Source organism: Sulfitobacter aestuariivivens, from assembly GCF_014763045.1.
Taxonomy (GTDB): Bacteria; Pseudomonadota; Alphaproteobacteria; order Rhodobacterales; family Rhodobacteraceae; genus Sulfitobacter; species Sulfitobacter aestuariivivens.
Map to the genome: position 1 here is coordinate 828,207 of NZ_JACTAG010000002.1, position 22,980 is coordinate 851,186.

The 22,980-nt window shown below is 60.7% G+C and carries 21 protein-coding genes; 5 read left to right on the plus strand and 16 right to left on the minus strand.

What is annotated here, in order from left to right:
- Window positions 1–879, minus strand: coding sequence for an NAD-dependent epimerase/dehydratase family protein (locus tag H9Q16_RS13870; RefSeq protein WP_191076018.1), 879 nt, complete (start codon window positions 877–879; stop codon window positions 1–3).
- Between the two features lie 148 nt (window positions 880–1,027).
- On the opposite strand from H9Q16_RS13870, the gene H9Q16_RS13875 reads away from it, so the two are divergent.
- Window positions 1,028–2,140 carry a polysaccharide biosynthesis/export family protein gene (locus tag H9Q16_RS13875; protein WP_343067855.1) on the plus strand — a complete coding sequence of 371 codons (1,113 nt, stop codon included), beginning with the start codon at window positions 1,028–1,030 and terminating at the stop codon, window positions 2,138–2,140.
- Window positions 2,141–2,146: 6 nt separating this feature from the next.
- Here the strand turns inward: H9Q16_RS13875 and H9Q16_RS13880 are convergent, their stop codons facing one another.
- The 4 genes from H9Q16_RS13880 to H9Q16_RS13895 all read right to left on the minus strand — a co-directional run bounded on the left by H9Q16_RS13880 (window position 2,147) and on the right by H9Q16_RS13895 (window position 6,601).
- Window positions 2,147–3,400 carry a glycosyltransferase family 4 protein gene (locus H9Q16_RS13880; RefSeq protein ID WP_191076020.1) on the minus strand — a complete coding sequence of 418 codons (1,254 nt, stop codon included), beginning with the start codon at window positions 3,398–3,400 and terminating at the stop codon, window positions 2,147–2,149.
- Window positions 3,401–3,551: 151 nt separating this feature from the next.
- On the minus strand, window positions 3,552–4,025 hold the full coding sequence (tspO, locus tag H9Q16_RS13885; protein WP_191076021.1) for a tryptophan-rich sensory protein TspO: 474 nt from the start codon (window positions 4,023–4,025) through the stop codon (window positions 3,552–3,554).
- 9 nt (window positions 4,026–4,034) lie between these two features.
- Entirely contained in the window at window positions 4,035–5,063 is a 1,029-nt protein-coding gene (crtB, locus tag H9Q16_RS13890) for a 15-cis-phytoene synthase (protein ID WP_191076022.1), read from the minus strand.
- Window positions 5,060–6,601: a phytoene desaturase gene (locus H9Q16_RS13895; RefSeq protein ID WP_191076023.1), complete on the minus strand. Its 1,542-nt coding sequence runs from the start codon at window positions 6,599–6,601 to the stop codon at window positions 5,060–5,062. The genes crtB and H9Q16_RS13895 overlap by 4 nt, the downstream gene beginning before the upstream one ends.
- A gap of 109 nt (window positions 6,602–6,710) precedes the next feature.
- Between H9Q16_RS13895 and crtA the strand changes: the two genes are divergently transcribed.
- The 4 genes from crtA to bchO are packed head-to-tail and all read left to right on the plus strand — an operon-like array spanning window position 6,711 to window position 10,919.
- Window positions 6,711–7,415 carry a spheroidene monooxygenase gene (gene crtA / locus H9Q16_RS13900; protein ID WP_191076024.1) on the plus strand — a complete coding sequence of 235 codons (705 nt, stop codon included), beginning with the start codon at window positions 6,711–6,713 and terminating at the stop codon, window positions 7,413–7,415.
- Entirely contained in the window at window positions 7,412–8,419 is a 1,008-nt protein-coding gene (gene bchI / locus H9Q16_RS13905) for a magnesium chelatase ATPase subunit I (RefSeq protein WP_191076025.1), read from the plus strand. The genes crtA and bchI overlap by 4 nt, the downstream gene beginning before the upstream one ends.
- Complete coding sequence (locus H9Q16_RS13910; RefSeq protein WP_191076026.1) at window positions 8,416–10,059, plus strand: magnesium chelatase subunit D; 1,644 nt, start codon at window positions 8,416–8,418, stop codon at window positions 10,057–10,059. Before bchI ends, H9Q16_RS13910 begins: the two co-directional genes overlap by 4 nt.
- 35 nt (window positions 10,060–10,094) lie before the next feature.
- Entirely contained in the window at window positions 10,095–10,919 is an 825-nt protein-coding gene (bchO, locus tag H9Q16_RS13915) for an alpha/beta fold hydrolase BchO (protein ID WP_246455751.1), read from the plus strand.
- 5 nt (window positions 10,920–10,924) lie between these two features.
- Here bchO and hemA read toward each other — a convergent pair whose 3' ends face one another.
- The 11 genes from hemA to H9Q16_RS13970 form a co-directional block, all read right to left on the minus strand.
- The gene (gene hemA, locus H9Q16_RS13920) at window positions 10,925–12,139 is read right to left on the minus strand and encodes a 5-aminolevulinate synthase (RefSeq protein ID WP_191076028.1); all 1,215 of its coding nucleotides are present in this window, start codon (window positions 12,137–12,139) and stop codon (window positions 10,925–10,927) included.
- A complete protein-coding gene (puhE, locus tag H9Q16_RS13925) occupies window positions 12,129–12,935 on the minus strand; it encodes a putative photosynthetic complex assembly protein PuhE (protein ID WP_191076029.1) in 807 nt (268 codons plus the stop codon). Before puhE ends, hemA begins: the two co-directional genes overlap by 11 nt.
- A gap of 4 nt (window positions 12,936–12,939) precedes the next feature.
- On the minus strand, window positions 12,940–14,073 hold the full coding sequence (acsF, locus tag H9Q16_RS13930) for a magnesium-protoporphyrin IX monomethyl ester (oxidative) cyclase (protein ID WP_191076030.1): 1,134 nt from the start codon (window positions 14,071–14,073) through the stop codon (window positions 12,940–12,942).
- Window positions 14,070–14,366, minus strand: coding sequence for a hypothetical protein (locus tag H9Q16_RS13935; RefSeq protein ID WP_191076031.1), 297 nt, complete (start codon window positions 14,364–14,366; stop codon window positions 14,070–14,072). The genes acsF and H9Q16_RS13935 overlap by 4 nt, the downstream gene beginning before the upstream one ends.
- A 22-nt stretch (window positions 14,367–14,388) precedes the next feature.
- Complete coding sequence (puhC, locus tag H9Q16_RS13940) at window positions 14,389–14,856, minus strand: photosynthetic complex assembly protein PuhC (RefSeq protein ID WP_191076032.1); 468 nt, start codon at window positions 14,854–14,856, stop codon at window positions 14,389–14,391.
- Between the two features lie 4 nt (window positions 14,857–14,860).
- Window positions 14,861–15,505, minus strand: coding sequence for a photosynthetic complex putative assembly protein PuhB (gene puhB, locus H9Q16_RS13945; protein WP_191076033.1), 645 nt, complete (start codon window positions 15,503–15,505; stop codon window positions 14,861–14,863).
- Between the two features lie 65 nt (window positions 15,506–15,570).
- A complete protein-coding gene (puhA, locus tag H9Q16_RS13950) occupies window positions 15,571–16,344 on the minus strand; it encodes a photosynthetic reaction center subunit H (RefSeq protein WP_191076034.1) in 774 nt (257 codons plus the stop codon).
- A 30-nt stretch (window positions 16,345–16,374) separates the two neighbouring features.
- Window positions 16,375–17,802, minus strand: a complete 1,428-nt coding sequence (locus tag H9Q16_RS13955; protein ID WP_191076035.1) for a PucC family protein — start codon at window positions 17,800–17,802, stop codon at window positions 16,375–16,377.
- The gene (gene bchM, locus H9Q16_RS13960; RefSeq protein WP_191076036.1) at window positions 17,799–18,467 is read right to left on the minus strand and encodes a magnesium protoporphyrin IX methyltransferase; all 669 of its coding nucleotides are present in this window, start codon (window positions 18,465–18,467) and stop codon (window positions 17,799–17,801) included. Before bchM ends, H9Q16_RS13955 begins: the two co-directional genes overlap by 4 nt.
- Window positions 18,467–19,366, minus strand: coding sequence for a ferredoxin:protochlorophyllide reductase (ATP-dependent) iron-sulfur ATP-binding protein (gene bchL / locus H9Q16_RS13965; RefSeq protein ID WP_191076037.1), 900 nt, complete (start codon window positions 19,364–19,366; stop codon window positions 18,467–18,469). The genes bchM and bchL overlap by 1 nt, the downstream gene beginning before the upstream one ends.
- A 115-nt stretch (window positions 19,367–19,481) precedes the next feature.
- Entirely contained in the window at window positions 19,482–22,979 is a 3,498-nt protein-coding gene (locus H9Q16_RS13970; protein WP_191076038.1) for a cobaltochelatase subunit CobN, read from the minus strand.
- Between the last annotated feature and the right edge of the window lies 1 nt (window position 22,980).

Here is a 22,980-nt window from a genome sequence, read left to right on the forward strand (position 1 = left end):
TCAGGGCCTCTGCAACAGCGCCTGATAGGCGCGCCAGTCCGCCACCATCCCGGCAGGCGTGCTGTCTTCTGGCGCAAAAGCCGCATGGCGTTCAAGTCGCTTTGTGCAAAGAGCAACTTCTTCGATCACCCCAGGCCCCGGCGTTCGGTGCGCCCAGGGCAGATCGGCAGCGTCCAGCAGTGCCCCCATTTCCACCACGCCCGGTGCGGCGATGTTCAGGATCTCAGGCAAAGCTGTCTTCTGCGTCAGGGTGTGAATCGTTCGGGCAAGCGTGCAGGGTCCGATATAGCTCCGCCGGGGTGTGCGGCCGTCAGCAAGGACGTCAAGCGCCATCTGATCATGCCATCCGCCAAGGACCGCATCCGCGCCCGCGACATTTCCGATCCGCAGCGCCGTGACTTGCTGGCCCAGGGCGCGGGCCTCCGCCAGCCCGGCCTCCTCCATGTTCAGCTTGGCACGACCATAGTCAGAAACCGGGGTGCAAGGGCTCTCTTCGTCCTGAATATCTGCCCCCCGGCCATAAACGGCGGCGCTTGAGGCCAGAAAAACCCGTTCCACACTGGCGGCATGCGCGGCCCGGATCGCTGCAAGCGCAAGATCGGTGTTGCGCGAATACACGTTTTCGGTACGGTCCGCCGTCGCGCCCGTCACCCCAGACAGGCATATCACAGCCCGTGCATGCCGCATGGCCGCGACGGACTTTTCAGGCTCAAGTATCAGATCAAAAGAGACAAATCCCGTTTGCGGCCGCCTGCTGTGCGCCTGCAATGTGCTTTGGTCGGGCCAGCAAAGCCGCAGCATTTGTCCCAGCCGCCCCGAGGCTCCAAGCACAAGGATTGGCCTATTTTGCGTATCACTGTCTGAAATCGTTGACGCCATGCCCCCAGCAAGTATCTTGCACGGCAACAAATTCCAACGGGGGTCTGGAATTGTCGCTACCTGATTTTTCAATCATGGTCGTGCCAGGGCCACACGCACACCTCGAATGGAAACAGAGCAGCACAAGATCGGTCAGGCACCTATGGGCATGAAAATGAAACGCGTTTTATGGGTCTTTCTGGCGCTATCGCTGGCAGCCTGTTCCAATCTTCCGCGCGGCGCAGCAGTCGAAAAAGAGATCATAGAAAGCGCCGATGCACCGGTCCCCGAAATTGCGGTCTACCCGGTCACGCGTGCCTTTCTGCCCAGCATTAAGGAATGGCCGCACACAGGCGAACGCCGCTTTAGCTGGATCGGCCACAGCCACGGCACCACCGCCCAGATCATTCGCGGCGGGGACATGCTCAAGCTGGTTGTCTGGGACAGCGGCGAAAACTCGCTTCTGACCGGCACCGAACAGCGGGTCGCTGACCTGCCCGCCATGCGCGTGTCAGAAGCCGGCACCATCTTTGTGCCCTACGTCGGAAAGGTCCGCGTTGCAGGTCGCACGCCGGACGGTGCCCGCCAGATTATCCAGCGCCAGCTTGAGGCGATTGTGCCCTCTGCACAGCTGCAACTTGCCATGGCCGAAGGGCGCCAGAATTCCATCGATCTGGTCGGCGGGGTGAATGCACCGGGAAATATCCTGATGCCCGACAACAACTTCTCGGTCTTGGCGGCGATCTCTGCCGGGGGCGGCGTCGCAGCGACGCTGGAAAACCCGCAGGTCAAACTTGTCCGCGGCCACAAGATCTATGCCACCTCAATCGACCGGCTTTATGAAAATCCAACGCTGGATACGCGGCTGCTGGGCGGTGACAAAGTCATCGTTGAAGAAGACAGGCGCTATTTCCTGTCGCTTGGCGCGGCAGGCCGCGAGGCGCAACATGCCTTCAACCGCGATGACGTGTCGGCCCTGGATGCGCTGGCGATCATCGGCGGTGTGCAGGAATCGCGCGGTAATCCGCAAGGCATTCTGATCCTGCGCGAATACCCGCCCGGTGCGGTCAGCTCCGGTACGCGCGGCCCGCGCAACACCCGCGTGGTGTTCACCTTGGATCTGACCACCTCTGACGGTCTGTTCTCAGCGCGCAACTTCCATATTCATTCTGGTGATCTGGTGCTTGCCACTGAAAGCCCCCTTACCAATACCCGTACCATTCTTGGTCTTGTCGGATCTGTCTTTGGTCTGGTGAGTGCGGCAAACAACGTCTCCAACTGATCCCGGTCAACCCGGGATGTCGATGTGTTTATCTGCGGGCAGCAGCGCGTTGATCTGACGCAGGTGTTCCGGCAGGCATTTGGTCAGAAAGTCATAGGTTTCAATCACATGCGCCCGGGCCGCTGTACCCAGATGCCCGTATGCATCGGGCCTGGCCAGCACGTCGATCACCTGTGAGGCCAGCGCGTCAGGATCAAAGAAGTCGACCAGCAGCCCGGTTTCCCCATGGGTGATCGCCTCGCGCACCGGGGCCACATCGGATGCCACTACTGTGGCCCCCATCGACATCGATTCCAGCAAGGACCACGAAAGGACAAACGGCATTGTCAGATAGATGTGACACCGGCTGACCTGAACCAGTTTCTGGTACTCAGAATAAGGCACCTGCCCCAGAAAATGCACCCGGTCCCAATCGACCTTGTCGTGCACCTCGGCCTCCATCTCGGCGCGCAGACCGCCGGGCGTCGCACTTTTGCCGCCGTAAGACACGTCCATCCCACCAACGATCAACACGCGCGCCTTGGGGCGTTCCTTCAGGATCCGCGGCAATGCGCGCATCAGAATATGAAACCCGCGCGTGCGCTCAAGATTGCGCGCCAGATAGGTGAACACTTCGTCATCACGCGTCACCGGACGGCCCAACCGCCCAAGACCCAGCGACACCTTCGGGTTGGGCTTCAGCTTATCGGTGCGAATGCCGTCATGACAGACATACACACGTTCATGAAAACTCTTAGGAAAACGATCGCGCTGCCAGTAGGTCGGGCAATGGCCCTGATCGACGGTTTCAATATTCGCCAGGGGCACCGCATTGCGCGATTGCATCAGGTAGGGCGCGTGCTCTGATATCGGTTCTTCGGGGTCAAAACCGACAGAGCCGCCTGTAATGTTGTAGTAGTATTCAAAGAACCCGATGATCGGCACATCGGCCCAAAGCTGCTTGAAAAACGTCAGCTCGCCCCAACCCACATGCCCCACGATGATATCAGGTTTGAAACCTTCCTTTTCCTCGATCTCACGCGCGGCCATCACGGCACCAAACCCTGCGCCGGTTGCTTCTTCCCAAACCTTGGAAAGCCCGTAACTGCGCTTCGTTGCAACACGGTGCGGCTGATATTTGCGCGTTTGGATCCCGGGAAGGTCTGGTGCGTTCTTGCGCTGGGTCAGAAAATAGATCGTATGACCGCCCTGTGCGGCCAACCATTGAACCAATTCGCGATACTGCCCGGGCATGTTCTGATGCACGAAGAGGATATTCATTTGCCTGTTTTCCCGGTCATTGCCCGTTTTCGTCACCATATGGCCGGGCCTGAGATCTGCAAACCCTTTTGGGGTCACCAACGTTAAGCACGGTGCAGTGTTCTGGCGTCGGGATTGAGTTTATTGGAAAGATGAAGGGAGGCTGGCGCGCTTAGGCCTCGTTGATCTTGAGCGGTTCGACGTGCGGGTTAAGCCGCCACATCTGAAAGTTCAGAGCAGCCGCAACACTGACCCAGATCAGATAGGGCACAAAGGCCAGCCCCGCCCAGAAATCCAGCTGCAAATGGGTCCAGGTGGCCCCGAGAACTGCAAGCCACAAAAAGGCGATCACGGCCAGCGCGGCCTTGAAGCGGCGCAGACCAAAAAACACCGGCGTCCACAGGGTGGAAAACGCCGCCTGCATCGCCCAGAATGCCATGGCGTAGCCGCTGCCTTGCAGGCCCGCCACGCGGGCGCCTGCGAATGAGATCAACAGGTAGATGCTGGTCCAGGCCACCGGAAACACCCAGTCGGGTGGGGTCCAGTCGGGCTTGTCCAATGTCTTGTACCAAGGCCCCGGCGGAAAGGCCGCACCGGTGGCACCGGCGGCGGCACAGGTGGCGAGAAAAATCAAAAACAGGGTCATAAGCGGCTCCTACTCAGCAGCAATGCCACGCTTAGCCGCGGACTCGCGCGCCTTCAACTCTGCCAGAACGTCGAACAGCGCATCCATCCGGCGCGGTGCGTCTGTGTCGGGACGATGCGCCGCCGCATCGACAAGGAACGCCACTTCATTGAGCGGCGCGGCAAAAAGTACCGGCGACTGTGGCAGCACGATGGTCCCTGCCGCGCGAACACCTGCCTTGCCAATCAACGCGATTTTCTGCGCCTTGGTGGTGCGGGCGCGCCGCGTGATGCTGTCGTGCTGGTGGCGGCGCACGGACTTCCCGATCGCGGCATAGATATAACGCGCGGCAAAGATCCCGGCGCGCGCCTGCACCGGCAGTTTGCCGATCCCGGCCTCAGACCGGATGTAGAGCCGATGTGCCTCAGCCAGCAGCCGTGCCACCATGCGGCGCACCTGTGGGGTCGCCTGCGGGTCATTCAGAAAGTCCGCGGGCGTCAGCTCCGCACCACGCAACCAGTCCAGGGGCAGATAGATACGTCCGGCGCGGGCGTCTTCGCCCACGTCACGCGCGATATTCGTCAGTTGCATCGCGACACCCAGATCACAGGCCCGCGCCAGCGCATCTGCATCCCGCACACGCATCAGGACGCACATCATCGCCCCCACGGCAGAGGCCACGCGGGCCGAATAGGCGCGCACGTCGGACAGGCTATCATAGCGCCGCTCAACCGCATCCCACGCCAAACCTTCAAGCAAGGCCTCAGGCAAGGCGCGCGGCATATCAAATGCATCGACGATTGCCGCAAACGCGCGGTCCTCCGGTGCGTTCCGAGGGCGGCCCGCATAGGCCAGATCAAGCCTTTCCTGCAGTTGCAGGACCGCCTGACCCTTTGCGATGCCTTCATCGACCTCGTCATCTGCCAGTCGGCAAAAGGCGTAAAGCGCAAGCGCCGGGTCGCGCACCTGTGAGGGCAGCAATTTGGATGCGGCGTGAAAGGAAAGGGACCCGGTGCGGATCACTCCACGGCAGTATTCCAAGTCTGCTGGTGCAATCATTCCGCCGCCATCCCCATTTCACGCTCAGCCAACGGCATGTCCGGCACCAGCTTTGCCAACACCTCGGCGCTGGAAACCACACCGGGCAACCCTGCGCCCGGATGCGTGCCTGCGCCAACCAGATAGAGCCCACTGGCCTCTTCGCTGACATTGTGCGGCCGAAACCAGGCGCTTTGCAAAATCCGCGGCTCCAGCGAGAAACCCGCGCCATGCGGGCTGAGATACCGATCCCGGAAGGTTTCTGGTGTAAAGGTCAGCTCAGTCGAGATGTGAGACTGAAACCCCGGAATCACCCCTTCCAGAACCTTTGCGACTTTCTTGCGATAGCGCGACTCTTCGACTTTCCAATCCACCGGATCGTCCCAGCCCAGATGCGGCACAGGCGACAGAACATAAAAGGTATCATCGCCCTTTGGCGCGACACCGTCATCCGTCAAAGACGGGCGATGGATATAAAGGCTCATGTCGTCGGCAAGTTTGCCGCGCAGAAAAATGTCATCCAGCAGCCCTTTGAAGCGCGGGCCATTAACGATGGTGTGGTGCCCCACATCGGCCCATTTGCCACGCGTGCCCCGGGTGCCGAAATACCAGACATAAAGTCCCATCGACCACCGCTTGCGCCTGAGCTTGGGTGCCGTCCACCGTCGCCGAGGATGATTGCGCATCAGATGGGAATAGGTGTGTCCGGCATCGGCGTTGCTGACAACCAACGGTGCCTGAAGCTCTTCGCCCGATGTCAGCCGGACGCCAGAGGCCGCGCGATCCCGCAACAGGATCTCGTCGACTTGCGTATCGTGACGGATCAAGCCCCCCTGATCGAGAACGACCCGCGCCATGGCATCGGCAATCGCCTGCACGCCACCAATCGCATAGTGAACGCCAAATTCCTTTTCCAGATGCGCCACCAGCGCATACATCGATGTCACGCGCATGGGGTCACCGCCGATGAAAAGCGGATGGAACGACAGCGCCATGCGCAGCCGTTCATCTTTGACCCGCGCGGCGGCATGTCCATAAATCGACCTGTCCGCCCGCAACCGCGCAAACGTGGGCAAGACCTTGATGGTCTCCCACAGCCGATGCATCGGTTTTGCAACCATGCCTTCGAACCCGACAACATAGCGCTTTTGACTGTCACGCAGAAACCGCTTGTACCCCTTCAGATCGCGCGGGTTCAGCCGCGACACCTCGGCAAACATCGCTGCATCGTCGGAACTGGCTTTGAAGTTGGATCCGTCAGGCCAGCGAATTTCATAGAACGGGTCGAGGGGCCGCAAATCGACGTCTGTGCGAAAGTCGCGGCCACAATCCGACCAGAGCGTCTCAAATACTTGCGGCACAGTAACAATTGTGGGGCCCAGATCGAACCGATGCCCATCCTGCGAAATCGATGATCCACGTCCACCAGCACGATCCAGTCGATCCAGCACTGTGACAGCATAGCCTTTCGCGCCCAACCGCATGGCGGCGGCCAATCCACCAAGGCCTGCACCAATTACAATCGCCCGATTGTCTGGCATATGAGAGGAATCTGTCATGTTATCCTCAGGGTATATCTGTCTAGTTTGATTTACAATCTATCCGTGGCACCTTTCCAACTTTCCCATCTTGTGTAAACTTGTCCTGACAGTATCGGGATTCTCGTTCATGCCTCAGGTCGTCAGCCTCAGCTTCTTTCGCTTTGACACACCTGCCGCTCGCCTATGGGCGTTTGCGATGATGGGTTTGGCGCGGCGCGGCATGTCCCGTGTCCCGGGCATTGGCTTTTGGAAGCTGTGCGGGTCAGGCACGGGCGAAGGGTTCACGCCCAAGCCCAACCTAAGTGTCTACGCCATTCTGGCCACATGGCCCGATCTGGAAACAGCAAAATCCACGATCGCAGAAGCGACCGTTTTCGAAAAATATCGCCGCAGGTCGGGCGAAAACTGGACTATCTACATGAACACCGCATCCGTGCGGGGCGCATGGTCCGGTCAGGCCCCATTTGAGGTCGGGACGACCCGGAAAGAAGGCCCCGTCGCTGCCCTGACCCGTGCCACAATCCGTCCCGGCATTCTTGGGCGGTTCTGGGGCCGCGTGCCTGACATATCGGCCATGATCGGCAAGGACCCCAATGTCATCTTCAAGGCGGGCATCGGCGAAGTCCCCTGGCTGCATCAGGTTACCTTTTCGATCTGGCCGGATACTCAGACAATGAACGGGTTTGCCCGTACAGGCCCGCATGCCGAAGCGATCAGCGCTGTCCGCAGCGAAGGTTGGTTTCGCGAAGAACTCTATGCCCGCTTTTCGCTGTTGTCTGAAGAAGGCAGCTGGGGCGGCACCTCACCTCTTGCCCGACTGGACGCGTCATGAAACAGCCCTTTCCCTTCTCCGCCATCGTCGGCCAGACCGACATGAAACGCGCGATGATCCTGACGGCCATTGATCCCTCCATCGGCGGCGTTCTGGTCTTTGGCGACCGTGGCACGGGCAAATCTACTGCGGTGCGCGCTCTTGCGTCCCTGTTGCCCCCAATCAAGGCCGTCAAAGGCTGCCCGGTGAACAGCGCCAAACCCGCAGATTGCCCGGATTGGGCCGGCGTGAAAGCGCGCCGGACACATGAAATCCCCACGCCGGTCGTCGACCTGCCGCTTGGTGTTTCCGAGGATCGCGTCACAGGCGCACTGGACATTGAAAAGGCTCTGACAAAGGGCGAAAAGGCGTTTCAGCCCGGATTACTTGCACGCGCGAACCGCGGATACCTCTATATTGATGAGGTCAATCTGCTGGAAGATCACATCGTTGATCTTTTGCTGGACGTAGCACAGTCAGGCGAAAACGTGGTGGAACGCGAGGGCCTTTCCATTCGTCATGCCGCGCGCTTTGTGCTGGTGGGCTCCGGCAACCCAGAAGAGGGCGAGTTGCGCCCGCAACTGCTGGACCGGTTTGGCCTGTCGGTCGATGTGGCCTCGCCCACAGACATTGACGAACGCATCGAGGTGATCAAGCGCCGCGATGCCTATGACAATGATCACGCGGCCTTCATGCTGCGCTGGCAGGCAGAAGATGCGGCGCTGCGGGATCGGATCACGTCTGCCCGAAAGGCGCTTACCAAGCTGAAAACCCCTGACCAGACCCTGCGCGACGTTGCAACCTTGTGTGTCGAATTGGGCGCAGATGGCTTGCGTGGGGAGCTGACGCTGCTCAAGGCCGCCCGGGCTTATGCCGCCTACCGCGATGACACGGCCCTGACACGCGGCCACGTGCGGGATGTGGCAGCCCTTGCCCTGCGCCACCGTCTGCGCCGTGACCCGCTGGATGACGCCGGTTCAGGGACGCGCGTCACACGGATCTTGCAGGAAGTGCTGGGCGCATGACCGACGCCTGGGATCGGGCGATGACGGCGCTGGCGCTGCTGGCGATTGACCCGATGCTGGGCGGCATCCACCTGCGCGCGCGGGCCGGTCCGGCACGGCAAGCCTTTGTCGACGCCGCAGCGTCCCTTCCGCACCCTGCGCTGCGCCTGCACCCCGCGATGAGCCCCGAACAGATCGATGGCGGGGTTGATCTGACGGCAACCCTTCAACATGGCGCGCTGACCCAAACACGCGGTTTGCTTGATCGCGCGCCAAGTATTCTGACGCTCGCAATGGCCGAACGCGTGGAGCCTTACCTTGCAGCGCGCCTTGGTGCGTCACTGGACGCACAAGACGGGCACATTCTGATCGCGATGGATGAAGGGCTGGAGGATGAAACGGTACCCGAAAGTCTGTCAGACCGGCTGGCATTCCAGTTGCATTTGGACGGGCTGGCGATGGGCGACATCGGGAAGATCCTTCTTGCACCGAAACAGTCTCTGACAAAGAGGATATCTGCTCCTGACGACAGCATCGAACTCTTGGTTGATGTCGCGGTAAGGCTCGGTATTCGTAGCTTGCGTGCCGTTGGATTTGCCCTGCGCGCCGCCAAAGCGCACGCCGCATTGAATGATCGCAACGCGGTGACCGAAGAGGACATTCATACAGCGATTGCCCTTGTCCTTGCCCCCCGCGCCACACAGTTGCCGACAGAGGACACACAAGACACGCCGCCGCCAGATATCCCGGAGGACCAAGCGTCCCAAACCCCGGAATCCTTGCCGGATATGCCCGACGAGATGCTGCTGGACGCCGTCCAGGCCGTCTTGCCGACAGACATGTTGGACAAGCTGCAGACAGGGCAAAATATTCGCACAGGATCGGGCGCTGGTGCTGGTGCACGCAAGATCGGCAACCGACGTGGCAGGCCCCTGCCCGCGCGCAACACCCGGACAACGCGGTCAGACGCGCGGGTCGATCTGATGGCCACACTGCGTGCAGCTCTGCCCTGGCAGACCATCCGCAAGCAGGCTCGCCCTGACCACAAGGGCGCGCATATCCGGCCCTCTGATCTGCGCCATAAGCGGTATCAGAACCTTTCGGATCGGCTGTTGATTTTCACGGTCGACGCGTCCGGCTCTGCCGCCATCGCGCGATTGGGTGAGGCAAAGGGCGCTGTTGAACTGCTATTGGGGCAGGCCTATGCCCGCCGTGATCATGTGGCGCTGGTGGCGTTCAGAGGCACCGAGGCAGAGCTTTTGCTCCCGCCGACCCGCTCGCTGGTGCAGACAAAGCGGCGTCTGGCCTCGCTGCCCGGCGGTGGGGCGACCCCCCTGGCCGCCGGTCTTGAAGCCGCACAGGAACTGGCGGATGTCTGCGCGCGCAAGGGCCTGACGCCAGTGGTCGTTTTGCTGACAGATGGCCGCGCGAATATTGCGCGCGACGGGACAGCAGACCGCGCGCAGGCTGCGTCAGATGCGCAAGCCGTGGCGCGCGCGCTGCGGGGTAGTGGCACGCAATCCATCGTGATCGACACCGGCAACAGACCAACCTCAGGCCTGCGGGATCTGGCGGATGCGCTGGGCGGCAGCTATCTGGCTCTGCCCCGCGCGGACGCACAGCAACTCAGCCGTGCGGTTGATGCACAGCTGGCCAGCTGACGATGGACTGGAAGCGCCATGCGGACACATGGCCCATGGCCGACCTCTCCCGCTTTGTGCTGTGCAAACCCCACCGTTGGCATGTGCAAGAGGCAGGCAAGGGCAAAACCCTGATCCTGCTGCATGGGGCGGGGGGCGCCACCCAAAGCTGGCGGCATTTGTTTCCGCTGCTGTCCAAATCCTTTCACGTGGTCGCCATCGACCTTCCCGGCCAAGGGTTTACCCAGCTTGGGGCCCGGCAACGGTGCGGGCTGGAGGCGATGGCGGAAGACATCGCAAAACTCGTCACCGCCGAAGGGTGGCGACCCAAGGCGCTGGTTGGCCACTCTGCAGGGGCTGCAATTGCCCTGCGGATGGCAGAGCAAATGAAACCCGCACCCGTGGTCATTGGTATCAACGCCGCCCTCGCCCCGTTTGAAGGGGTATCCGGCGTGCTTTTTCCGATTCTAGCCAAGGCACTTTCCGTGATGCCGATGGTGGCCGATCTTTTTGCCGCGACAAACGCCAATCCCAATGCGGTAAAACGTTTGATCGACAGCACCGGCTCCCGATTGCCGCGGGAAGAACTGGTCTTCTATCAGGCGCTGGTCAGTGACAGGACACACGTGGATGCAACGCTCCAGATGATGGCGCAATGGGATCTTGATCCGCTGTTGGAACGCCTGCCCCAACACCCCTCCGATTGCCTGCTGATTGCGGGCGAAAATGACAAGACGGTGCGCCCGGCGACAAGTCAGCGCGCAGCGTCGCAGATGCCCCATGCGCGGGTGATAAACCTGCCCGACCTTGGCCATTTGGCACATGAAGAAAATGCCCCGCTTGTGGCAGGGCATATCAAGGCATTTCTAGACCCTAACTAGCGAAATCAGGCCACCGCATGGCTGACCGCGCACTGCTTCCACAGGTGCGTCAGCGCGTTCAGAAGATGTGCGATATCTTCATCACTGTGCAGCGGCGACGGGGTAAAGCGCAGGCGCTCTGTTCCCTTTGGGACGGTGGGATAGTTGATGGGTTGCACGTAGATGCCCCATTCGTCCATCAGATAATCCGCCAGCATCCGTGTCTTGACCGGGTCCTTGATCATCACCGGCACGATATGACTTTCGTTCATCATGTGCGGAATGCCTGCCCGGTCCAATCCATCGCGCAACTTCTTGACCTGCGCGCGTTGGCGAATTCGCTCGTCCCGGCTGGTCTTGAGATGCATGATCGACGCCCGCGCAGCAGCAGCAACTGCAGGCGGCAGGGCCGTAGTGAAGATGAAGCCGGAGGCGAAACTGCGGATAAAATCGCACAGTGCCGCAGACCCCGTGATATATCCCCCCACCACACCGTATGCCTTGCCCAGCGTGCCCTCGATCAGGGTGATCCGATCTGCAAGGCCCTCGCGTTCGCTCACACCTCCGCCACGCGGGCCGTAAAGGCCAACGGCGTGAACCTCGTCAAGATAGGTCATGGCGCCATACTTTTCGGCCACCTCGACAATCTCGCGCATGGGGCAGATGTCGCCATCCATGGAATAGACACTTTCAAATGCGACGATCTTGGGCACGTTGGCAGGCAGCGCCTGCAGCTTGGCCTCCAGATCAGCCACGTCGTTGTGCTTCCAGATCACCTTTTTAGCCTTGGAATGCCGGATGCCCTCAATCATCGACGCATGGTTGCCTGCGTCGCTCAGGATCACGCAGTTTTCCAGCCGGCTGCCCAGACAGGATAGAGCGGCCCAGTTGGACACGTAACCAGAGGTGAACAAAAGCGCCGCTTCCTTACCATGCAGATCGGCCAATTCTGCCTCCAGCAATAGATGGTCATGGTTGGTGCCGGAAATGTTGCGCGTGCCGCCCGCGCCCGTGCCAGTGCGTTGAACCGCTTCGCACATCGCCGCGATGGTCAGCGGGTTCTGCCCCATGCCCAGGTAATCGTTGGAACACCACACAGTTACATCCCGCTTTTCGCCATCGACGTGATTGGCAGCCTTGGGAAACTTCCCGCATTTGCGCTCAAGTTCGGCAAAATAGCGGTAGTTGCCTTCCTCTTTCAGCGCATCGATTTGGGTTTGGAATAATGCGTCAAAGTTCATCGGGAATATCCTGTCTTGTCGTGGGCGGGCTGGGCAGCATCCAGCGCCAGAGTTTTGCATCAGGCAGGGGCACTACCATCAGCCAATGCTCAATAGCCGCGAGCGTGGCCATTGCTGTGAGGAGGGCGAAACCGGCTGTCGCCGCCGGATCGGTTGCTGAAATCCACCGCTCTGCAAAGCAGACGGCAGTGATGCTCAGAAACGTCACGCCGATAGGAAAGGCCGCTGTGATCGGCCCTTGCCGGAAATAGGATTTGAGGTGCTGCAAAGGCTGCGGCACGAATTCGGTATTGATGCGCGGCACACCGAAAAAGAGGTTCAGCTTTGCCGAAATGCGCGCCACGAAAAGGATGACGTAGGTCCAGAACCCAATGGTATTCTCTGCCCCTGCCGTTGCCAGCGTGATCAACGCCAGGGCGGCCAGCAGCAAAAGCTCGTGATGCGATATCGTGCGCCATGCGCGCTCAAACCGCGCGGCACCGGTCAGCCCGTCAGGGCAGGCGCGACGCTCTGACCCGGTGATGACACCGCTGAGGAAGGCCAGTTCAATCCAGCCCCAGATCAGCAAGACACTGAAGAACGCGACATAGGCGTTGGTCACGGTCAACGCACTTGCTGACACCACAACGCCTGCCGCCCCCAGCGCCAGCAAAGGCACGCTTAGAAAAACATTGCGTCCATGCGCCACCGCATCGCCCCCATCCGCGCGCCGCACCACCAAAAGGATCGCCCCGGTGAAGAACCACCAGGCGAAAACGGCAATGCCAGCTGCGATGAAGGGCGAAGCGAAGGTCATCGGGTCAATACGCCGGTTGCAGGCGCGGGTTTTCGGGCACCGCGTTGTGAATGGCAGGGATGGTCAGAACCGAAACGAACGCCGTCGCCGCCTTGGCCATGCCAACGACACGGCTGATCATGCCGCCCACGCCACCGCGTTTCTTGGCCGCCGCGATCTGGCGGCTGGCGGCTTCCATCCGGTCCAGGTTCTTGCGCCAGCGCCGATGCTCAATGTCCAGGGTGAAGGGAAAGACCTGCTTGGAGATCTCCGACGTCTTGCGGAATACCTCCTGTCCATACCAGGTCACGTCGACCCCAAGCGCCTCGTGAAACAATGGCCGCTGATGATCGCGGACCCACATGGTGGAATACACCGCCGTCAGGAAAAACTTGATCCACAGCTTGTTGGTAAAGCTTTCCGTCAGTTTAGGGTCTGTTTTCATCAGCAGGGCAAACGCCTCGCCGTGGGAAAACTCATCATTGCACCACTCGCGGAACCATTTGAATATCGGGTGGAACCGATGTTCCGGATGGGCCTCCAGATGGCGGAAGATGGTGATGTAACGGGCATACCCGATCTTCTCGGACAGATAGGTCGCATAGTAGATGAACTTGGGGCGGAAGTAGGTGTACTTCTTTTGCTGGGTGAGAAACCCGAGGTTCACGCGAATACCAGCCTCGCGCAGGGCATCGTTGATGAACCCCGCATGGCGGGCCTCGTCGCGGGCCATCAGCTGAAACAGCGTTGTGATATCCGCGTTCGACCCGCGTCGCTTCATTTCCTTGTAAAGCACACAGCCAGAGAATTCTGCCGTGCAGGATGAGATCAGGAAGTCGATGAACTCTGCCTTAAGCGCAGGCTCCATCCCATCCCAGTCAACGGTATCCCAGTCCTCGTTTTTCTTGAAATGGCCTTTATTAGGGTCTGATTTCATCTGATTGATCAGCTTGTCCCAGTCCGCGCGTACGGGCGAGACATCAATCGCGTCCATTTCGTCAAAATCCGTTGTGTAGAATCGTGGCGTCAGCAGCGTGTTCTGCATCGCCACTTCGGTTGCCTTCTCGGATGTCATCGGCGTATCGAGCGCGTCTTGCGCCGCGATGGCCTCTTCTGCGGTGGCCGCGTCTGCCGAATGCAAGGGTGACTGCGCGTTCATGACAGTACCTCCTCTGAAAAGGAGAACTCGCAAAGCTCCATGAACTCAAAGTCACCGGTCGCGCGGGTCCAGAGCTGTTCGAGCTTGGACGCACGAGTGATGGTGGCAGTGCGATCTTCCTCGACCACTTCGCCATAGGGGGCCATGATCTCAGCGCCGTGCACCAGCACCGAATCGCCCGGGTTCACGACGGCCCCGTTGTTGAATTTCACGTGTGCCGACAGTTCCTCGAAACGATGGCTGATCGTCACAGTGCACGGCGCGGTTTCCTTACTTCGTGTCAAAAATCCCATGTTTAGTCCCTTTCAGTTTGGTTCAGTCGATCAGCCTGGCGAAAGCTGCGACATTGTCCTGGCCGTATCCGATCAGTTCGATGGACCAGTTGGTGGTATCGTCAATAATGGCGGTATGCCCGTTGGCGCGGCGCACCAGCCGCACGGGCGCATCCAGCGGTGCGCCCTGTATTTTGCGTTCTCGCATCACACCGACCCAGATCACGTCAATGAACCCGGCCTTGTCGGCGGTGGAATGCGCAATTTGCGTGCCCGCCGCGTTCAGAACGGCCACGCCGTCGCTGCGCGTGCCAGCCAGCGTGATGCTGCGCTCTGCCACGATGTCACTGTGCACGGGGACCCCGCGTTGGGGCTGATCCGTCAGTTGCGCATAGGCAACCAGCGCCAGCGAGGCGATCATCAGACCGAACATGGCCTGCACCAGAAAGCGCGGCACCATCTCGCGGTCGCGGTGCTTCATCTGGTTGGCAAGAGAAGATGTCTGGGCCATGATCCTACTCCGCCGCGATGGCGCCATGGGCGCCTTGTTCTGCATCAAGCCGGGTCACTTTCGGCTCTGACAAACGGGTTTCGGCCGCTTCGGCAAAGAGCGCGGCCACCCGCGCTGCATCCGGTATTGACCGGAACGCAGGTTGCGTGCGGGCCATGTACCACGGGCGCACATGCGGCCATGTCATCAAATAGCTTAACCGCGTGTCGCCAATCAGCTCAAACGCGATGATACCCGACCCGTTGCGCCGTGCGCCCACCTGCGCGGTGCCGATGCACACATAGGGCAGATTCAGCGTCATGGTCAGTGCCGCACCAATGCGCATGCAGGCGCGCTTGTTGGTCAGCGTGTAAACCGTGGACCGCGCCTGCACATAGGACATCCCGATCAACAACAATGCGGCAACCAGACCGCCAAGCAACAGCGGCACCCCGTGGCCCATGGCTTCTGTCAGGGGAACGGTGGTCGAGGACACCCCGACGCGCCAGACCGCCAACAACACAAAGTACCCGATCACCCAATTGAGCGCCCAGGCATCCTTGGCCAGCTGTAACGGGCGCGGCGCGCCCTGCCAGATGATGTGTTCATCTGCCGGCAAGGCCTCTGGCAGGCCGCGAACCGGTTCGAATTTGAAATCGTCGTGATGCATCTTTTGTCCCTCGTGGCAGCGCGGTTGTGTCGGGCAGGTGGCTGGCCTGCCCGGCTTTCGTGGTTTTAGATACAAGGCTCTGATCGGGCAGGATCGGCATAAAGCGTGCCGCCACCGTAGTAGGCCATGATCTTTTCTTCTTCGAGCAGCGTGACCTCATCGGTCCCCTTGATGGTGGGGATCCCCTCGGCCTGTTCGGCATAGATCGACCGCACGGTCACCCGGTCACTTTGCACGCGGGCAAAGTTGATAGGGATGAGGCGCGTCTTGCCAGAGCCTTCGGGGTTCAGGTCCATGGTAAGGAACCGCACCAGCTGCTCTGGCACATCCACCCACATATCGGTCACACGGCCGATCACCTCGCCGTCACCTGTCACCACCACCTTGCCGCGCGGGTCACGCCCGGCGGAAACTGCAAAGTCAGGCAGGGATGACATCGGCTTGATCTTGGCATGCCCATGCGCATCCAGTTCCGGCACATCCCGCCGGGGTGCCCATGCGGCAGGGCCGATACCGTCGACCATCGGATCACCAGTTGGCACAAAGGGCGATCCTGCCGCTTTCGACGTCTGCTCCATCGCCAGATCGCTGCGATCGCCGCGCTGGCCCGATGGCACTGTCAGCTCCCCCCGGTCATGCGGCAGGATAAACGTCTTGTCCTTGGGCACAGGGAACGGGCCCTGGTTCGGGGCGGTTTGCCCATCGTCTGTCTCAAGCGGATAACCCTCGCGCATGTTCTCTGTCTGCAGGTAGAAAATCAGCAGCGCGAAAAAGATCCAGAACAGCCAGATCGCGGCGCTTGCCAGATCGAAGTTTCCGAAAAATTCAGTGCCAACCATGTTGGTGTCCTCCGTTCGGTGTCATCTTGGTCATGTTGGGAAATCCGCCAGCGCCATCGGGCGCGTCGATGCGGTGCCCATCGCGCGGGCCTTGACCAAAGGCCCCAGTGCAACAAGCGTGATGAAAAGAAGCGCGATCTCGATGTGGTAAACCACCGAGTATCCCGTGGCATTGGACTGCAGCGCATCGCCAAGCGACCCGTTGGTCGCCGCCATGTTAATGACATCGCGCAGCGCGCCGCCCATGAAAATCGACACACCCGCCGCTGTGGCCTGGGCCGCCCCCCAGGCACCCAGCGCCAGGCCCTTGCCCGCAACGCCCGTGGTGTCCAGCGTCATCGCCGCCGTTAGCGTCGCGACAGCAAAAAGCCCGCCACCAAGGCCGATACCAAAGGCACCCGCAAAGAACAGTGCGCCGCTGACCATGGGGGCGGCAAAGATCACCGCACAGAAACCGACCAGCCCGACCAAAATGCCCCGCGCCGCCATACGGTAGGGAATGATCCCTTTCTTGAGCCACCGCGCCGCAAACCCAAAGCCCAGCAAAGCGCCCGCAGCCCACATCGCGGTCAGCAGCGTGGTCGCCGAAACCGACAGCCCCAGTACTTCGCCGCCATAAGGCTCAAGCAGCACGTCCTGCATGTTGAAGGCAAGCGTGCCAATGAACACCACAACCAGCAGTCGGGCCGCACTGCTATCGCGTGTCAGATCCGCCCAGGCATCCCGGAACTGAGGCCGGGGCGCTGCACGCTCAGCCTTGGTCATCGGGTTGACCCGCTCCTGCTTCCACAGCGCGATGACATTCAGCGCGATGGTCACCACCGCCGCCCCCTGCACCACCTGCACCAGCCGTAGCGCACTGAAGTCGCGTAACAACGTCCCGATCAGCACCGCAGATACCCCCACGCCAATCAGGAACATCACATACAGCAGTGCGACAACCCGTGGCCTCGTTTCCTCGGTCGCCCGGTCGGCAGCCAGCGCCAGACCAGCGGTCTGGGTCATGTGCATGCCAAGGCCCGTCAACAGAAACGCCAGTGCCGCACCCACTTCACCGGCCCATTCAGGGCCCGCAACCTGATCGCCCGACAACACCAAGAGCCCCATCGGCATGATCGCAAGACCACCAAACTGCCAAAGGGAGCCGAACCACAGATACGGGATACGCTTCCATCCAATCGCGGAGCGGTAGGTGTCAGACCGGAATCCCAGCAGCGCCCGGAAAGGGGCCACCAGCACCGGGATCGCAATCATGATCGCCACGATCCAGGCCATCACGCTTAGCTCTACAATCATCACCCGGTTGAGCGTGCCGAGCAGCAGCACCGACGCCATCCCGACACTGATCTGGAACAATGACAAGCGCAGCAACTGCCCAACCGGCAACTCCCCGCTCGCCGCATCCGCAAACGGCAGCATCCTGAGCGTCATGCCCTTGATGACCTTGCGCCCGATCATGGGCGATACTCCAGCGCGTTGGAAATGTAGAAGCCCGACGTCACGCGATCAATGTCGCGCAACCGCCCCCGGCCCAGCGCCGCGGCCAGCCGCATCGGCGAGTGCGGCACCATGGTTGGCGAGCGGTCAGATTTCGGAAACAGCTTGCCCAGTCGCCACATCGCCATCAGCAAGCGCGTGCGCGGCGCCACGGTAAACACCATCTGTCCGCGCAATCGCGGCGCGATCCCCTCAAGGATCGCAGCGATGTCTTGTTCGCTATAATAGATGAGACTGTCCATGGCGACGACATGGTCAAACGCACCGTGCCGCTTATCCAGCATGTCACCCGCCTGAAACGTCAGCGATCCGCGCACTCGATCCGGCGTGCGCCGCTTGGCGATGTCGATCAGCTGGGGTGAGATATCAACCCCTACGACATCCGCACCGCGCGCCGCCAGCTCAAACGCCAGCGCACCCGTACCACAGCCCGCGTCCAGCACCCGCACCCCGCGCAGATCAGCGGGCAGCTGATCAAGGATCAAGGCCCGCATCTGGTCCCGCCCCGCCCGCACGGTCGCGCGAATGCCCGATACGGGTGCATCCGACGTCAGACGCTCCCAAGTCCGGGTCGCGGTGCGGTCGAAATAGGTCTCGACCCGCTGGCGTGTGGCCTCATAGGTCATCAGTCAAATCCCAAAAGCTCAAAGATCTCCCGATCAGGCAGCGGCGCGGGCGCCAGCGGCTCTGTCCCGTTCCACAGCGTCTCGGCCAGCCGGATGTATTCCTTTTGCACAGCCGCGATGTCGTCATCCATGTCCATCTCAAACAGCGTCTTCTTCTTGAGACGTGAGCGGCGGATGGCATCCAGATCAGGCATATGCGCAATCCGGTTGAAGCCCACCGTCTTGCAATAGCGATCCACTTCGTCGGTGTCCTTGGACCGGTTTGCGACACACCCCGCCAGCCGCACCTTGTAGTTGACCGATTTGGCCTGCACGGCGGCGATGATCCGGTTCATCGCATAGATGCTGTCAAAGTCATTGGCCGTGACAATCAACGCCCGGTCAGCATGCTGCAAAGGGGCCGCAAAACCACCGCAGACGACGTCACCCAGGACATCAAAGATCACCACATCGGTGTCATCCAGCAGATGGTGCTGCTTTAGTAATTTGACGGTCTGCCCGACGACATACCCGCCGCACCCTGTGCCCGCAGGCGGCCCACCGGCCTCCACACATTTCACACCGTTGAACCCTTCGAACACGAAATCCTCGGCGCGCAATTCCTCCGCATGAAAATCGACTTCCTTGAGGATATCGATCACCGTGGGCACCAGCGTCCCGGTCAGGGTAAACGTGCTGTCGTGCTTGGGGTCACAGCCAATCTGCAGCACGCGCTTTCCCAGCTTGGAAAATGCCGCCGACAGGTTCGACGACGTCGTCGATTTCCCAATGCCGCCCTTGCCGTACACTGAGAAAACCTTGGCCCCCTCAATCTTCATCGAGGTATCCTGATGCACCTGCACCGAACCCTCTCCGTCCTGACCCCGCAACTGCGGAACCCCTTTGTCTAGCGGCGCCATGGCACAGTCCCTTCCCTATCGCGTCTCGCGATAATCATCTTCTGGCTAAAATTATCCCGGGGAGCCCGAGGGGCTGGCCCCTCGGTCTTACAGCAGCAAACTGAACACGTTCCCCTCATTCTGCCGCAATCCCTTCAAGTCTGTCTTCAATGGCATCCGCCGCATTCTGCAGGGCAGCCAGCGTATCATCATCCGGCGTCCAGTACTGACGATCCGAAGCTTCAAGCAGCCGGTTGGCCATGCGCATGGATGCCTGCGGATTGAGATCCGAAAGCCGCTTGCGCATCGCATCATCCAGCACAAATGTTTCCGACAGGCGCTGGTAGACCCAAGCGTCCACCTTGCCCGTCGTGGCAGACCAGCCAACCGTGTTGGTGATATGCGCCTCGATCATGCGCACACCTTCATGACCATGCTGCAACAAAGGCTCAAAGAACTTCGGGTTCAGGCTGCGGCTGCGTGTCTCCAGCGCCACCTGATCGGTCAGCGTCCGCACCCGGGTCCCGCCACGGGTCTGATCCCCGATGTAGATCGGCGTATCCGCACCGCCCTTGGCCCGCTTCACCGCCGACGCGATACCGCCAAGCGTGTCGAAATAGTGATCGACGGTCGTGACGCCCAGCTCAATCGATTCAAGGTTCTGATAAGCCAGATCGACCTCACGCAGGGTCGCCTCCAAAAGTCCGGTCTGCTGCCTTGCCTCACCATCCAGCCCATATGCGAAACTCTTGCGGGCCTGATATGCATCCGCCAGATCGTTCTCATCCTCAAATGCAGAACTGTCGACCAGCTGATTGACATTCGACCCATAGGCCCCTTCCGCGTTGGAAAAGACCCGCAAGGCAGCGGTCTCGATATCCACGCCTTCCGCCTCCATGAAAGCCAGCGCATGGGCGCGAATGGGGTTGAGCGCCGCCGGTTCCTCAGCCATCGCGCATTGCAGGGCCGCATCCGCCAGCAGCTTCATCTGCAAAGGCAGCAGGTCACGGAAAATGCCCGAAAGGGTCATCACAACATCGACCCGCGCGCGCCCCAGCACATCCAGCGGGACCAGATCCGCCCCGCAAAGGCGGCCATGGTTGTCAAAGCGGGGCGTCGCCCCCATCAGTGACAACGCCTGCGCAATCGGCCCGCCATTGGATTTAATGTTGTCGGACCCCCAAAGCACCAAAGCCACAGTGCGCGGCACGGCGGCATGGGTCCGCAACAATTCCTCGGCCTGCCGTGCACCTGACAGCATGGCTTCTGCCGTGGGCATGCGGAACGGATCAAAGGCATGAATATTGCGACCCGTGGGCAGGATTTCCGGCGCACGGATCACATCGCCACCGGGAACCGGTGCAATGTATTGACCGTTCATCGCCCGCATCAGGGCCGGCAATTCACTGTCCGTGCTGAGATGCGCACGTGCCTTTGCGCGATCCTCATCCGTCTCCAACGCCATTTGGTCCAGCAACGTATCCAGCTTGTCCCCACAACTGGGTTTGCCCACGATGTGCAGCCCATCGGGGATCAGGGCATTTTCGGTCTCCAAAAGCTTCAGCCAAAGGGTTTCGGGGTCCCGACCATCCAGATCAACCGCATCGGCCTGTGCTGCAATCAACTCTGCCAGGCCCGTCTGGTCATCATCCGCGTCAAGACTGCGCCACCGGGTCAGGCTTTCCTTCAGGTCCGCCAGCCCGCGATAAAGCCCCGCATTCTGCAAAGGCGGTGTCAGATGCGTGACCGTCACGGCATTGGCACGGCGCTTGGCCAGCGTCGCCTCGGACGGGTTGTTGGCCGCATAAAGATAGACGTTGGGCATATTGCCCATCAGCCGGTCAGGCCAATCCGCGCCCCCCAATCCGTTCTGCTTGCCCGGCATGAATTCCAGCGCGCCATGCATGCCGAAATGCAGCACCACATCGGCCCGCAAATCGTGCTTGAGGTATTGATAAAACGCGCTGAAGGCATGCGTCGGGGCAAATCCACGCTCAAAGAGCAGACGCATCGGGTCGCCCTCATAGCCGAAGGTGGGCTGTACACCGACAAACACATTGCCGAACTGCGCGCCCAGAACGAAAACCTCACGCCCGTTGGATTGCACCTTGCCCGGCGCAGGGCCCCATGTGGCTTCGATCTCATCCAGCCAGGGGGTACTGGCGACGATCTGGTCCGCACTCACGCGCGCGGCGACATTGGCATCCTGACCGTAGTTTTGCGCGTTGCCGCCCAGCACCGCTTCGCGCAGTGCCTCAACCGATGCGGGCGGGCACAGGTCGTACCCCTCTCCCGCCATCTGGTGCAACGTGTTGAACAGACTTTCAAAGACCGACAGATACGCCGCAGTCCCTACCGCCCCGGCATTGGGCGGAAACCCAAAGAGCACGATTGCAGCCGTTTTTTTTGCGTTATCCAAGCGCCGCAGCCGGGCCAGCCGTGCGGTCTTGTCCACCAGCGCATCGATGCGCTCGCAGCACGGCGCCATGGCGCGGATGTCGTTGGTGGACTGCGGATCGTGGCGCCCCGCAAAAACCGTCGGGTTGGTCGCCCCGTCAAGTTCGGGCAGGGCGATCAGCATCGTGGTTTCAATCGGGCTCAGCCCCTGATGCCCGGCATCCCACTGCTCGATAGTCTGAAATTCCAGCGGCTGTGCCGAGATATAGGGCACATCCAGCCCCTGCAGCATATCAATCGCCGCTTCGTTGTCATTATACGCAGGGCCTCCGACAAGGCTGAACCCTGTCAAAGAAACCAGCGCATCGATCTGGCCCGCGTGATAGGCCTCAACCGCAGGCCGCGCGTCCAGACCGCCTGCAAAGGCTGGAATAACACGCATGCCCCTGGCCTCGAACGTGCGAATTACATGGTCGTAATGTGCGGTGTCAGACGCAAGAATATAGCTGCGCAGCATCAACAGGCCGATCACCGGACCATCGCCTTTTACAGGCAATTCAGCCGGATCAGTTGTGATCCTGTGGCCAGGCAAATCGGGATGATACAGACCACAATCGGGGTACTCGACCGGCAATGCGGCGTCACTTCCCTGCCACATCGGATTGCGGGCATAGCGGGAGATCAAAAACCGGATCAGGTTCTCAATATTGTCGTCCGATCCGCCCAACCAATATTGCATGGTCAAGAACCAGGCGCGCAGATCCTGCGCCTTGCCGGGGATCAACCCCAGGATCTTGGGCAGGCGACGCAGCATCTTCATCTGCCCCGCACCAGAAGTACCGCCCTTCTTTGCCGGTTTCAGTTTCTTGAGCAGCGCCATCACACCGGTTGCGGGCTTTGCCATGTCCAGATCGCCCATGCGGGTGAGCCGGACAATCGCCTCATCGGCAATGATGCCAACCATCGCGTCGCATCCATCCCGGCGCGCTTCAAGATCAGGCAGGATGGCCTTGATGTGGTCCTCCAGAAAAATGACCGAACTCACGACGATGTCCGCCGTGGCAATATCCGCCTTGGCCGCGGCAAGCGCGTCCGCATCTTTGCCCCACTCTGCAGCGGCATGAATTTTCAACGCCAGACCCGGATACGCGAGCGCCAGCTTTGGACCCACGCGCGCAGCAGGCCCCGCCGCATGGCGATCCAACGTCACAAGAACGACGTTGTAGGGGGTATGCATC